9 protein-coding genes are annotated in these 14109 nt (G+C 68.2%); 7 read left to right on the forward strand and 2 right to left on the reverse strand.

Annotated features, from left to right (window positions below; all coding sequences use genetic code 11):
- Positions 1-12 precede the first annotated feature (12 nt).
- From Q9235_RS13410 to trxA, 5 genes are all read left to right on the forward strand, one after another.
- Positions 13-753 carry a nucleotidyltransferase family protein gene (locus Q9235_RS13410; protein ID WP_422678186.1) on the forward strand — a complete coding sequence of 247 codons (741 nt, stop codon included), beginning with the start codon at positions 13-15 and terminating at the stop codon, positions 751-753.
- Positions 746-3856, forward strand: coding sequence for a double-strand break repair protein AddB (addB, locus tag Q9235_RS13415; RefSeq protein ID WP_306222284.1), 3111 nt, complete (start codon positions 746-748; stop codon positions 3854-3856). Before Q9235_RS13410 ends, addB begins: the two co-directional genes overlap by 8 nt.
- Positions 3853-7347: a double-strand break repair helicase AddA gene (gene addA, locus Q9235_RS13420; RefSeq protein ID WP_306222285.1), complete on the forward strand. Its 3495-nt coding sequence runs from the start codon at positions 3853-3855 to the stop codon at positions 7345-7347. Before addB ends, addA begins: the two co-directional genes overlap by 4 nt.
- Positions 7344-8003 carry a DUF1345 domain-containing protein gene (locus Q9235_RS13425; RefSeq protein ID WP_306222286.1) on the forward strand — a complete coding sequence of 220 codons (660 nt, stop codon included), beginning with the start codon at positions 7344-7346 and terminating at the stop codon, positions 8001-8003. Before addA ends, Q9235_RS13425 begins: the two co-directional genes overlap by 4 nt.
- A 117-nt stretch (positions 8004-8120) precedes the next feature.
- The gene (gene trxA, locus Q9235_RS13430; RefSeq protein ID WP_291656956.1) at positions 8121-8441 is read left to right on the forward strand and encodes a thioredoxin; all 321 of its coding nucleotides are present in this window, start codon (positions 8121-8123) and stop codon (positions 8439-8441) included.
- Between the two features lie 79 nt (positions 8442-8520).
- Here trxA and Q9235_RS13435 read toward each other — a convergent pair whose 3' ends face one another.
- A complete protein-coding gene (locus Q9235_RS13435) occupies positions 8521-8907 on the reverse strand; it encodes a DoxX family protein (RefSeq protein WP_306222287.1) in 387 nt (128 codons plus the stop codon).
- Positions 8908-9161: 254 nt separating this feature from the next.
- On the opposite strand from Q9235_RS13435, the gene Q9235_RS13440 reads away from it, so the two are divergent.
- Together Q9235_RS13440 and Q9235_RS13445 are read left to right on the forward strand one after the other, a co-directional pair.
- Positions 9162-11327: a transglycosylase domain-containing protein gene (locus tag Q9235_RS13440; RefSeq protein ID WP_422678187.1), complete on the forward strand. Its 2166-nt coding sequence runs from the start codon at positions 9162-9164 to the stop codon at positions 11325-11327.
- Positions 11328-11872: 545 nt separating this feature from the next.
- Positions 11873-12874, forward strand: a complete 1002-nt coding sequence (locus tag Q9235_RS13445) for an acyltransferase family protein (RefSeq protein WP_306222289.1) — start codon at positions 11873-11875, stop codon at positions 12872-12874.
- A 38-nt stretch (positions 12875-12912) separates the two neighbouring features.
- Here Q9235_RS13445 and Q9235_RS13450 read toward each other — a convergent pair whose 3' ends face one another.
- Positions 12913-14109 (reverse strand): multidrug effflux MFS transporter, encoded by a 1197-nt coding sequence (locus Q9235_RS13450; protein WP_306222290.1) that lies wholly within the window; start codon positions 14107-14109, stop codon positions 12913-12915.

Genomic DNA, 14109 nt, shown 5'->3' on the forward strand with positions numbered 1-14109 from the left:
ACGGAGATTCGCGTGACCACAACCGTTTCGCCGCCGATCCGCCGGGCGATCGTGCTGGCGGCCGGCCTCGGGCAGCGCATGCGCCCGATCACCGATACATTGCCCAAGCCGCTGGTGAAGATCGGCGGCAAGGCGATGCTCGACCATGCGCTCGACCGCCTCGCTGAGGCCGGCGTTGAGGAGGCGGTCGTCAATGTCCATCACCTCGCCGGGCAGGTCGAGGCGCATCTCGCCGGCCGGGCGCAGCCTCGCATCGTGATCTCCGACGAGCGGGGTGAACTGCTCGAGACCGGCGGCGGCGCCAAGAAGGCCCTGCCGTTGCTCGGCGACGGGCCGTTCTTCAGCGTCAACTCGGATTCGCTCTGGAGCGAGCGAGGCATCTCCAATTTCGGCGCGATGGCGGCAGCCTGGGACGGCGACAAGATGGACATGCTGTTGCTGCTGGCGGAGCGCGAGAGCAGCGTCGGCTTCAACGGCCCCGGCGATTTCTTGCGCGACGAAGCCGGCCGCCTGACGCGCCGTGGCGCGGCGGCGAGCACGCCTTACGTCTATGCCGGCATCGCGATCGTGACGCCGGACTTCTTCGCGGATACGCCGGCCTCGTTCTCGTTCAACCTGCTCTTCGACCGCGCCATCGCCCGCGGACGGCTCTTCGGCCATGTCCTCGAAGGTCGCTGGCTGCATGTCGACCGGCCGGAGGCGATTGCGCCGGCCGAGGCCGCTTTCGCTGCCACCCAGCCGGTCGATGCCTGAGATCAACCTGTTCAGCATCCCGGCCGGCGCGCCCTTCCTGGAGGTGCTGGCGCAGGCGATGCTGGATGGCCGGTTGGGGCCGGTCCATGACCCCGCCGATCCCGCCGCGATGGCGCGGACGACGCTCTACCTGCCGACGCGCCGCGCCGCCCGCGCTTTCGCCGCGATCCTCGCCGGCAAGCTCGGCGGCAAGCCGCTCCTCCTGCCGCGCATCGTCCCGCTCGGCGATGTCGACGAGGCCGAGACGGCGCTGATCGGTGCCGGAGCTTGGGCGCAGGAACGTGCCGCCCCGATCGCACCGCTCGAACGCCGCATGCTGCTGACGCGCCTGGTGGATGCCTGGGGCCGGACCGCCAATCGCAAACATCTCCGGCTCGACCCCGGCGAGCCGTCGCTGGTCCCGGCGACGCTGGCTGAAGCCTATGGGCTCGCCGGCGACCTCGCCTCCTTGCTCGACCAGATGCAGACGGAGGGAGTCTCGGTCGAGCGGCTGGCTTCGCTCGATGCTGCCCGTTTCGATCGCGTCTGGCAGCTCAATGCCGGCTTTCTCGCCATCCTCGGCGAGGCCTGGCCCGAGATTCTGACCGAGCGCGGCGCCTGCGACCCGGCCGCCTTCCGCAACCGCATGCTTGCGGCCGAGCGCGACAGACTGCTCGATGGCGGTGCCATAGGGCCGATCATCGCCGCCGGTTCGACCGGCACGGTGCCTGCGACGGCGCGCCTGCTCGCGGCCATCGCGTGCTTGCCGAACGGCGCCGTGGTCCTCCCCGCCATCGACCTCGGGCTGGAGCAGCGCGCCTGGGATGCGATCGCAAGGGAGCCCGCCCCCTCCCACCCTCAAGCGGCCTTGCATCATCTGATGGATGTGCTCGAAGCCGTCCGCGACGACGTCCGCGAACTCTCGCAGCCCGATGCTGCGAGCGGCGCGCGGGCGGCGCTGCTGCGCGAGGCGATGCTGCCGGCCTCGGTCACCGAACTCTGGTCCGATGTCGGCACGCGTGTTCCGGAAGCTATGGCGGCCGAGGGCTTCAAGGGCCTGCGCGTCGTCGAGGCCGCCGACGAGCGCGAGGAGGCACTGATCGTCGCCATTGCCCTGCGCGAGACGCTGGAACGGCCTGGCGCCCATGCCGCGCTGGTGACGCCCGATCGCGGTCTCGCCGAGCGCGTCGCCGTCGAACTGAAACGCTGGGGCGTCGAGGTCGACGATTCCGCCGGCCTGCCGCTCGGCCGCTGGCCGGCCGGTTCGCTGCTGCGCCTGATCCTGGAGGCGATGCTGGCGGAGATGGCGCCAGTCGCGCTCGTACCGCTGCTGGCCCATCCGCTCTGCCGGCTGGGCCTCGGCCGGGATGTGCTGGCACGGGGTGCCGCTGCGCTCGACATCGGGACATGGCGTGGCCTGACGGTCGGCCGCGGAATGCCGGGGCTGGAGGTTGCTCTCGGCAACTGGGAAGCGATTCGCGAGAGTGGCCACGTTCCGCGCCCGCGAAAGCGCTTGACGACGGAGGACCAAGCCGCAGCCGCCAAGGTGCTGCATGCGCTCGGAGCGGCCAGCGCCGCCTTGCGCGAAGCCTTCGCCGCCGAGACGCCGACGCTGGCGGCGGTCGTCACGGCGGCACGCATGGCCGTTACAGCCTTCAGCACGAACGAGGCGGGCACGCCGCTCGCCTTCGTCGGGCCGGATGGCGAGGCGCTCTCCGGACTCTTCGACGACCTGGCCGGCGCTGAAGCCGTCATGCCGCCGAACGGCACGGCGCGGGATTTCGTCGCCATCCTCGACGGCTTGCTGGCGGAGACCGTAGTCAAGCGTGCGGCGCCCGGCTATCCGCGCGTCGCGATCTGGGGCCTGCTCGAAGCGCGCCTGCTGGAGGCCGACCATGTCGTGCTCGGCGGCCTGAACGAGACCGTCTGGCCGCCGCAGACCACGACCGATTCCTTCATTAACCGGCCGATGCGGGCCGAGCTCGGCTTGTCGCCGCCGGAACGCCGCATCGGCCAGACCGCGCATGATTTCGTCATGGCGGCGCTGGCACCTGAGGTCACGCTGACGCGTCCGCGCAAGGCCGGCGAGTCCGAAACCATCGCCTCGCGCTTCTGGCAGCGGCTGCAGGCGGTGACGCCGCAGCCGGTATGGGCGAAGGCCGTGGAGGAAGGCGCGAAGCTGCGGGCCCTGGCCGGCGCGCTCAGCGCGCCCGCCGATGCGAAGCCGATCGGCCGCCCGGCACCGCGCCCGCCCCGCGATCTCCAGCCGCTTGCGCTCAGCGTCACCGAGGTCGAGACGCTCTATCGCGACCCCTACCAGATCCACGCCCGCAAGATCTTGAAGCTCGACGCGCTCGACGATCTCGTGGCGGACCCGACTGCGCAGGATCGGGGCAAGCTCCTGCACGGCATCGTCGAGGAGTTCACGAAAACCTACCCCGAAGGCCTGCCGGCCGACGCGCAGGGGCAACTGGTCGGGCTCGGCACCCGGCTCTTCCGCGCCTATGACGACGTGCCGGAGGTCAGGGCCTTCTGGTGGCCGCGCTTCCTGCTGACCGCGGGCCATTTCATCCGCTGGGACGAGCGGCGCCGCGGCGATATCGCCAAGATCGGCGTCGAGCTCTTCACGGCAGCGAGCTTCCCACTCGCCGATGGCAGCGAATTCCGCCTGAGCGGTAAGGCCGATCGCATCGAGCTGACGCGCAAGCCGTCGTTGCGCATCGTCGACTTCAAGACCGGCGCGCCGCCCTCCAAGAAGCAGGTCGAGAAGGGCTTTGCCCCGCAATTGACTCTGGAAGCCGATCTGGCGGCGCGCGCCGGCTTCAAGGGGCTCGCCGGCCCGCTACCGGTCGACGACGTGCTTTATGTCAAGCTGCATCACGATCCGAAGGGCTGGGCGACAAGCACGCCGCTGAAGTTCGACGACGACGAGCCGCTGGCCGATGTCGCCGCGCGGCATCTTCAGTACCTTCTGGAATATCTCGACCGCCTGCGATCCGGCCGCGAGCCCTTCGTTTCGCGCCGCGCGCCCGACTATATCCGCTATGCCAGCCCCTATGATCACCTGGCCCGCGTCAAGGAATGGTCGGCCGCGCCCGGTGGTGACGAGGGGGGCGAGGCATGAAGCCGGGCTGGATCGTCCCGCCACTGACCAACCAGCGCCAGGCGCAGGCTGCCGATCCCGGCCTTTCCGCCTGGGTCTCGGCCAATGCCGGCTCAGGCAAGACCCATGTGCTCGTCAACCGCGTGCTCAGGCTGCTGCTCGACGATGTCGCGCCCGGCCGGATGCTCTGCATCACCTATACGAAGGCCGCGGCCGCCAACATGGCGAACCGCATCTTCAAGGCGCTGAGCGCCTGGGCGACGCTCTCCGACGAGGCTCTTGCCAAGGCGTTGACCGATCTGACCGGCCGCTCCCCGACTCTGGCCGAGCGGGCCAAGGCCCGCCGCCTTTTCGCGCAGGCGCTGGAGACACCGGGCGGCCTGCGCATCGAGACGATCCACGCCTTCTGCACCCGCGTGCTGCAGGCGGCACCCTTCGAGGCCAATGTGCCGCCGCGCTTCGAGGTCGCCGACGATCTGGCCCAGGCCGAGATGCTGCGCGCGGCGCGGCGCGAACTGCTCGCCCTCGTCGCGGCCGAGCCGAACGGGCCGGAAGCACGCGCACTCGACCTGCTCGCGAGGCTCGCGGCGCAGGACTCGTTCGAGACCATGTTCCAGGAGGCTTTGCGCCAGCGCGCCCTGTTCAGCGACGAGAACGGCCGCGCCCGCGATGCCGGCGCGGTGACCGACGGCATCGCCGCTTTCCTCGACATCGCGCCCGACCTCTCGGCCGATGCGATCAGGGCGCGCTTCCGCGATGATCTGGCCTCGCTGCCGGGATTGCACGCCCTGATCGAGGCACTTCAGGCCGGCAGCGCCACCCGCCAGAATTTTGCGGCGAACCTGCGCACCCTGCTCGCCGGGCAGGACGATGGCGACCCCGTCGCTTTCTGCCGCCGTGGTTTCATCACCGAGGCCGGCACCATCAACGCCAATATCCGCGGCAAGGGCAAATCCGAATTCGACGGTGCCTTGCTGGCGACGTTGGAGAACCTCGCCACCTGCCTGCTCGGCGCCTCCGAGCAGTTGAACGCCGTCGCGATTCGCGATCGCAGCGCCGCGCTCGCACTTCTGGTGACGCGCATGCTCGCGTCCTACCAGCGCCAGAAGAGCCTGCGCTCGCTGCTCGATTATGACGACCTGATCGCGCGCACGCGTTCGCTGCTGGAGCGGGTCGAGGCCGCCTGGGTGCTCTACAAGCTCGATGCCGGCATCGATCACATCCTGCTCGACGAGGCGCAGGATACCGGCGAGGCGCAATGGGCGATCCTGCGCAAGCTCGCCGAGGAGTTCACGGGCGGAGGCGATCTCCGGGCGAAGCCGCGGACCATCTTCGTCGTCGGTGACGAGAAGCAGTCGATCTATGGCTTCCAGGGCGCTGCCCCCTCGGCCTTCGGTGAGGAGCGCCGGGCGCTTGGCAATCGCATCCGGGCGGCGGAGCAGGATTTCGAGGCGATCAGCCTCAACACCTCCTTCCGCTCGGCGCCGGACATCATGCGGGCGGTCGATGCCGTCTTCGCCCTGCCGGAGCATGCGCGCGGCCTCGTCTTCGACGGCGCGACGCGCCCGGAAATCCACGACACCGTCCGCCGCAGCGCACCCGGCACCGTCGATATCTGGCCGCTTGCCGCCGATGACACCGGCGAGCCGCCCGATGCCTGGACCACGCCGGTCGACGCGCCGGAGCGGCGCAGCGGCACGGTGAAGCTCGCCGAGCGCATCGCGGGGACCTTGCAGCGTTGGCATCGCGACCGCCGCGACGATCTCGGTCATCCCTTCGCGGCCGGCGACGTCATGATCCTGCTGCGCCAGCGCGGCGCGCTGTTCGAGGCGATCGTCAAGGCGCTCAAGGATGCCGGCGTCCCCGTCGCCGGCCGCGACAGGCTGACGCTCGCCGAGCATCCGGCGGTGGAGGATCTCGTCGTGCTCGGCCGCGCCCTGCTCCTGCCTGATGACGACCTGACGCTGGCGACCGCGCTCAAGACGCCGTTGATCGATCTCGACGACGACGACCTCCTGCGCCTCGCGCCCACCCGCAAGGGCTCGCTGCGTGCCGCCTTGCAGGAGGCCGCCGCAACCGAACCGCGCTATGCGGTTGCCGAGGCGAAGCTCGTGCGCTGGACGCAGCAGGCCGGGCGGCAGGGGCCGTTCCGCTTCATCGCCGATTTGCTCGGCCCCGGCGGCGGACGCAATCTCGCGCTCGCCCGGCTCGGCGCCGAGGCGGGCGACGCGCTCGACGCCTTCCTCAATGCCGCGCTCGACCACGAGCGTCGCTACGGCCCGTCGCTCGCCGGCTTCCTCCAGCATGTCGCCGGCAGCGCTGCCGATGTGAAGCGTGACCTCTCGGCCAGTGCCGGCGAGGTTCGCGTCATGACCGTGCATGGCTCGAAAGGGTTGGAGGCCAAGATCGTGATCCTCGCCGATCTCGGTGTCGAGCCGGGTGCGCGGCGCCTGCCGAAAATCCTGGCCGTGCCGACGCCGTCAGGCGATCTCGTGCCGCTCTGGCCTCCGGCCTCCGCAGAGGATGTCCAGGCCACTGCCGCGGCCAAGGCCGGGGTGGTCGCGCAGATGGTCGAGGAGCATCATCGCCTGCTCTATGTCGCGATGACCCGTGCGGAGGATCGACTGATCGTCTGCGGCGCTCAAGTCAAAGGCGAGGCACCGCCCGGAAGCTGGTATGCGATGATCGAGCAGGGCCTGATGCAGTCGGATGCTGGCCTGCAGCCGATCGGCGAGGGCGAAGACACCACGTTGCGCTTCATGGTCTCGCCCCCGTCATCGGCAGAAGAGGAAGCCGGCCGGTCGGAGGGTGAAACCACGCCCCGTACCGTGCCGGATTGGCTGGGCAAACGGGTCGTGCGCGAGGCCGAACCTCTGCCGCCGCTGAAGCCGTCGAGCGCGCTGACGGCCGCCGATGGCGACGAGCGGCCGGGCGATGGTCCTTTCCTTGCCGAAGCCGCGGCGGCCGGCCGATTGGCGCATCTCCTCCTCCAGGTCCTGCCGGGCGTGCCTGAGATGCGCCGCCTCGCCACGGCGGAAGCCCTTGCTGAAGCCCGCGGTGGTGCCCTGCGGACCGAGCGGCGCGCGACCATCGTCACTGATGCCCTGCAATTGCTGGCAGCCCCGGCGCTGGCCGGGCTCTTCGCCCCTGATGCGCTTGCGGAAGTGCCTGTTGCAGGCTCGATCCATTTGCCTGACGGTGAAGCCCGCACCGTCTCCGGGCGGATCGACCGCCTCGCCGTCACCCCCGACAGTGTCATCGTCGCGGACTTCAAGACCACGGCCCGGCCACCGCGGGCGGTCGATGCGATTCCGGTCACAACCATCGCACAGCTCGCCGCCTATGCCGCGCTGATGCGGGCGATCTATCCGGGACGAACGGTGCGGGCTCTGGCGATCTATACGGCAAGCCTGACCTGTTTCGAGCTGGATTCGAGCCGGCTTGATGCGGCGCTCGCCGGGCTGGCGGCCAATGAGGCTGCCGGCACCAGCGCGGGAGCGCCCACGCCATGAGATACGTGCCGCATTCCCTGTCCCTGCGCCCGCGCCTGTTGATCGCACTGTCTGCCGGGGCGGGGCTGAGCCTGCTGCTGCCCGGCGAATGGCGCTGGGCGACGCGGCTGCTGGTCGCCTGGGATGCCGGTGCGATCCTCTATCTCGCTCTGCTGGCGACGACGATGTTCACCGAGACGGTCGACGAGATCCGGGCGCGGGCGGAGCAGCAGGACGAGGGGGCCGTCGCCATCCTCGTCATCTCCTGCCTTGCGGCGAGCGCAAGTCTGGCCGCCATCGCGGTCCAGCTTGCCGGCATCGGGACCATTCCGGCCGGCGAACGCGGCATTCATCTCGCGCTCGGCGGCGTCACGATCCTGTGTTCCTGGGTACTGCTGCACGCCTTCTTCACGCTGCACTATGCCGGCATCTACTATCGCGGCGGCAAGGCCGAGCCCTGCCTTGATTTCCCCGGCAAGGGCGAGCCCGATTATGTCGATTTCCTGTATTTCTCCTACACGATCGGCTGCACCTCGCAGACCTCCGATGTCGGTGTGAGCACGCGCCAGGCGCGGGGCATCGTGCTCGCGCATTCGGTGCTGACCTTCATCTTCAACACCTCGATCCTGGCCATGGCGATCAATGTCGGGGCGAGCCTGGTCTCGGGCGGGTCGTGAGGCGCCGAATTCACTTCTGCCCTGCGGCGCATGCGCCTTGACCTAGGGGGGCGGCATTCATAGCTTCGCTGGCGAAGGGTGGCATTGCCTCCCATTGAAACCGAAAGGCGGCCAGTCATGGCAACGAGCAAGGTAACCGACGCGAGCTTCGAGGCCGATGTCCTCAAGTCGTCCGAGCCGGTCGTGGTGGATTTCTGGGCGGAATGGTGCGGCCCCTGCCGCATGATCGGCCCGGCGCTCGAGGAGATCGCGACCGAGCTCAACGGCAAGGTCAAGATCGTCAAGATGAATGTCGACGAGAATCAGCAGATCCCAGCCCAGTTCGGCATCCGCTCGATCCCGACCCTGATGCTGTTCAAGGACGGCAAGCTCGCCTCGCAGAAGGTCGGCGCCGCTCCCAAGAGCGATCTCTCGCGCTGGATTTCCGCCGCGGTCTGATTCGCTTGGCTCCAGGCATGAAAAAAGGCCCGCTTCCGATGAGGGAGCGGGCCTTTTCTGTTCAAGCCAGGTCTGAGTCTCAGCCCTTGCGGGACTCGATGGCGAAGGCGCCGGGGCCGGCGGTGGCGATGTAGAGGAAGATGAAGCTGAACAGCATCGCAGCCTCGCCGCCGTTCAGCAGCGGATAGAAGCCCTTCGAGCCATGCGCCATCCAGTAGGCGACGGCCATCAGGCCCGAGAGGACGAAGGCGGCCGGGCGTGTCAGGAAGCCGACGAGGACGAGCGTGCCGCCGACGATCTCCAGCACGCCGGCGATCCAGGGCAGCGACATCGCGGCCGGCATGCCCCAGGACGGCGGAGCCGGGAAGCCCAGTAGCTTCTGCGTGCCGTGCGAGATGAAGGTCAGCGCGGTGAAGATGCGGAGCAGACCGAGCGTGTACGGCGCGTAGCGGGACAGAGACTGCATGCAGGTATCCTTGATTCAGATGCCGGAAGGATGGATTGGTGTCCTTGCGGGTTCTAGGCGAGCGATCCGAGTTTGCGCAATATCCCGGTTGTTGACGATTCCGTTTGCGTGTTTGCAAGTTAGATCACGTTTGCGCGACGGGTCGAGGCCCTTCGCCGCATTGCACGCTTTACGAACCCTTAAAAGCGCCATGTTTGAATCCTGTGTGACCTGACCGCATTGCGAGGCGGCTTGGCGGCCGAAAACGGGGCAGGATGAACGACCGGATTGCACGAGGCGAGCGGCGCGAGCCCTCCTTTGGTTATGAGCGTGACGAGCGTCACGTGGACGGTGAGATGCGCCTTTCTCCAGACGATCGCCCGACCCGCTTCCGTAACGCCCCGGCCCAGCCCGAGCCGAGCCGGCAGCTCCGCAATCCGCCGAAGCGCGACAAGCGCGGCGGTGGCGGAGGAGGTGGGGGCAAGCGCCGCGGCCGGCGCGGCCGCCGCACATTTATGGGCGGCCTGTTCTACTGGACGATGGTGTTCGGCCTCTGGTGCCTCATCGGCGTCGGCGGTGTCGTCGCCTATCACGCCTCGCAATTGCCGCCGATCGACCAGCTTACCGTGCCGAAGCGGCCGCCGAACATCGCGATCCTCGCCGCCGACGGCTCGCTGCTCGCCAATCGCGGCGAGACCGGTGGGCGCACCGTCACCATCGGCGAGATACCGCCCTATCTGCCGCGCGCCTTCGTCGCGATCGAGGACCGGCGCTTCTACGAGCATTTCGGCATCGACCCGATCGGCATCACCCGCGCGCTCGTCACCAATCTGCGTGGGCGCGGCGTGGCGCAGGGCGGCTCGACGCTGACCCAGCAGCTCGCCAAGAACCTCTTCCTGACGCAGGAGCGCACGGCAGCCCGCAAGATCCAGGAGGCGATCCTGGCGCTCTGGCTGGAGCGCACCTACACCAAGGACCAGATCCTCGAACTTTACCTGAACCGCGTCTATTTCGGCTCGGGCGCCTATGGCGTCGAGGCTGCTGCGCAGCGCTATTTCAACAAGTCGGCGCGCTCGGTGACGATCGCGGAAGCGGCGATGCTCGCCGGTCTCGTTCAGGCCCCGTCCCGGCTCGCGCCCAACCGCAACCCCGATCTGGCCGAGAAGCGCGCCCAGCTCGTCATCGCCGCGATGGCCGATCAGGGCTTCATCACGCAGGCCGCCGCCAAGACCGCGCTGACGGCGCCGGCCGAGGTGCCGGAGCGGGTCGGCGCCGGTTCGGTCAACTATGCCGCCGACTATGTCATGGACGTGCTCGACGATTTCATCGGCGCGGTCGAGGGTGACGTTACCGTCCTGACCACGATCGATTCGAAGCTGCAGTCCTCGGCCGAGACGACGCTCGTCGATGCGCTGTCGGCGCAAGGCGCCAAGCTGAACGCGTCGCAGGGCGCGGTCGTTTCGCTCGCGCCCGACGGCGCCATCCGCGCGCTGATCGGCGGCCGTGATTATACCAAGAGCCAGTTCAACCGCGCCACGGCGGCGCGGCGACAGCCGGGCTCGTCCTTCAAGCCCTTCGTCTATCTGACCGCGCTCGAGAAGGGCATGACGCCCGACACCATCCGCGACGATGCGCCCGTCTCGATCAAGGGCTGGGAGCCGGAGAACTATTCGCGCAACTATCGCGGTCCGGTGACGCTCGCGACGGCGATGCAGAATTCGCTCAACACGGTCGCCGCCCGGCTGATCCAGGAGGTGACGCCCAGGGAGGTCATCCGCACGGCTCAGCGCCTCGGCATCAACTCGGCCCTCCAGCCGAACCTGTCGCTGGCGCTCGGCACATCGGAGGTGACGCCGCTGGAGTTGACGGCCGCCTATGCGACCTTCGCCAATGGCGGCCAGTCGGTACTGCCCTATGTCATCCGCGAGGTGCGCCAGACCAATGGCAAGGTCGTCTACGCCCGCAAGGCCGCGAACCTCGGCCCGGTCATCCAGCCGCAATATCTCGCCATGATCAACACCATGTTCAATGGCGTGATGAACGGCGGCACCGGCAGCAAGTTCAACATCCCGGGCTGGCAGGTCGGCGGCAAGTCCGGCACGACGCAGGATTACGGCGACGCCTGGTTCGTCGGCTTCACCGCCAGGCTCGTCACCGCCGTCTGGGTCGGCAACGACGACGCCTCGAAGATGAAGCGCGTCACCGGCGCGGGCCTGCCCGGCGAAATCTGGGGCAAGTACATGAAGACGGCCCATGCCGGTGCCCAGCCGATTCCGCTGCCGGGCGGCCTCTGGCAGGGCGCGCCGAAGACGATTGGTGACGGTGCGCCGATGGCCGATGCGCGCATCCCGGCCGCGCCGGCCCAGCCCCAGGGCGATAGCGGCTGGGTTCGCCCGGCGCCGCAGGAGAAGAATTTCTTCGAGCGGCTCTTCGGCGGCTGAGGCTTAGATCTTCGCTGCGCGAAGCATCCGATCGCGGACAGCAGCATCATGCAGAAGACGGGATGGCGCTTCGCAGCCTTCGGCTTTGGCGCCGGCCGGGGCGCCTACGTCCTCGAAATGGCACGCGTTCTCGACAAGGTCCCTGACGGTCCGATGCCGTCCGCGCCGGCTCCGGGGAGCCGGTGACTATGTCGCTTCATCTTACGCCGATCCGGCAAGGCCTAGCGTGAGTTCGGCTGACGCGCCGGGCTCGACCTTGCAGAGATCTGAGCGTTGAATCGGCATTTCTGTCTGGCCATCCCAAAATTGATTGCCGGAGCAAGACCTGAGGAGGTCGCGGGTCAGGGCCGCGACCTGGAAAGGGTGTCCAAAGCGGCTCGTAAGTAGTGGCCCTGAAATCGGGCTTTTGAGACCCTGCTTTGCTAATACGGTCTCAGAGAGAAAAAGCCTCTATCTTGAGCTCGTCTGAGCCGCTAGGAAGATTTCTGTATGGAGTGGTTCCCGCGAGCGCAGCTCCTTTTGTGAAGAGCGGATGGGGTTGTCGGATGACGCGGATAATCTGGGTCGACAATGCGAAGGCGATTGCGATCTATCTCGTCGTTCTGGGGCATTTCCATTATGATTATGCGCGATTGCCGTTCAAGGACCTGATCTACACATTTCACATGCCGGCTTTCCTCTTCGTCACGGGGTTTCTCCTCCCTGCGAGCTTTCCCGAGATGTCGCCGAAGCGGTTCTTCTCCCGCTACATTGGTCTTTATCTGCGCGGATACGCCTTCTTCTCGGTGATCGCCATCGGCATCTGGTGGGCGGCGCACGCCGCCAGCATCGGCAGCCTCCCCAGCCCCTGGCCCGCGATCGCGGGCTCGCTCTATGGCGTCGCGGGAACGGGTAGCTGGCTCGTCCACCATAACGCGCCGCTCTGGTATTTCACCTTCCTCGTCACATCGATGGTCCTGGCCTTCCTTCTGACCCGAATCCCGCTGGCTCTAGGTGCGGTCCTTGCTCTCGCCTGTGCAGCCTTCGGCTTTCTCTATTCCGGGCCACGGCTGCCCTGGAACCTGGAAATGGCGGGCATCGGCGCGACGTTCGTCCTTGCGGGCTATCTCTTCCGGCGGGTCTATGGAGGACCCGAGTCCCGGTTTGCGGCCCGGCTCAGCGCTCCCGTGAACTGGATCGCGGTTCCGGTCCTGCTGGCGCTCCTCGTCTGGCTGACGGGAGTGACCGGCCTGGTGAACCTCAATGGCGCGGAATTCGGCGATGGTCCGGGGCGCTTCTACCTCGCGGCCTTCACCGGCATAGCGCTTCTCGTCCTCGTTTCGGCGCTGCTGCCGGCAAGCCGTCTTGCGACGGCGATCTCTCTCGATACGCTGACGATCTTCGGGCTGCATTTCTATGTCGTGCTCGTCTTCGCACGCCTGCCCCATGCCAAGACAGGCTGGTTGGCGACGGCCGGTGCGGTCGTTTCCGCCGGTGTCGCGGTCCTGGCCTGTCTCGTCGCTGCCCGGGTCTTGAAGCCCGTGCTCGATCGGGTGGTGGCCCGCTGAGTAGCCGCGATGCGTCAAAGCGGCTCTTCGGCGGCTGATCAGCTCTTCGCCGTCCGGATGCCGCGCGATGCGCGGAACAGGACGAGCGCGGTCACACCCAATGCCGACATCACCAGCGGCAGGGGCAGTGCGGCGTTCTTCAAGAGGTGGCCGACCAGCAGCCCGACGCAGGCCGAGAGCAACATCTGGCAGAGCCCGTTGAAGGACGAGGCTGCGCCGGCGCGGTCCGGGAAGGGCATCATCGCCGAGGCCTGGGCCTGCGGCATGGTCAGCCCGACGCCGCAGGCATAGAGCGCCATCGGCACGACGACCGCGGCCGCCCCGCCGAAGCCTGTCAGCACGCCGACCAGCATCGCGAGCCCGCCGCCGGCCAGGCAGGCGACGCCTATGGCGATGACCCCGTCCATGCCGCGCCGCCCGACCAGCCGCTGCGCGATGATCGTGCCGGCGATATAGCCGAGCACGCCGAAGCCGAAGGAGAAGCCGTATGCGATCGGCGTCAGCCCGTAGACGCCGATCAGAACGAAGGACGAGCCGGAAATGAAGGCGAAGAGCCCGGCATAGGCCAGCGCCGTCAGCGCGACATAGACACGGAAGGCGCGGTTGTGCAGCAGCGTCCCGAAGCCCCGGAAGATACTGACGACGGAAAGCGGCTGCGGCGAGCGCACCCGCAGGGTCTCCGGCATCACGGTGACGATGACCACGGCCAGCGCCAGCCCGAAGACGAGCGAGGCGAGGAAGGTCGAGCGCCAGCCGAAGGCGACCTGCAGCACGCCGCCGATCACCGGCGCGATCGCCGGCACCAGCCCCATGATCATGCCCATGCGCGCGAGCTCGCGCCCGGCGCGCGGGCCGTCATAGAGGTCGCGCACCATGGCGCGGCCGAGCACGATCGGCCCGGACGCCCCGAGCGCCTGGAAGGCCCGCGCCAGCGTCAGCGCGCCGATCGAGGGCGCGAAGGCGCAGGCCAGCGTCGCCAGTCCGAACAGGGTGAGGCCTGCCAGCAGGATCGGTTTGCGACCCAGCCGGTCTGAGAGCGGCCCCCAGAAGATCTGTCCGGCGGCGAAGCCGAACAGGAAGGAGGAGAGCGTCGCCTGCGCGCCGGCGACATCGGTCTCCATCACCCGCGCGATCTCGGGGAGGGATGGCAGGTAGAAATCGGTCGAGAGGGGCCCCAGCGCCGTCAGCATGGCGAGGACGGCGGTCATCGCCAGCGTATCGGGACGAAGCTTCAT

The organism is Bosea beijingensis (genome assembly GCF_030758975.1).
Lineage (GTDB): Bacteria > Pseudomonadota > Alphaproteobacteria > Rhizobiales > Beijerinckiaceae > Allobosea > Allobosea beijingensis.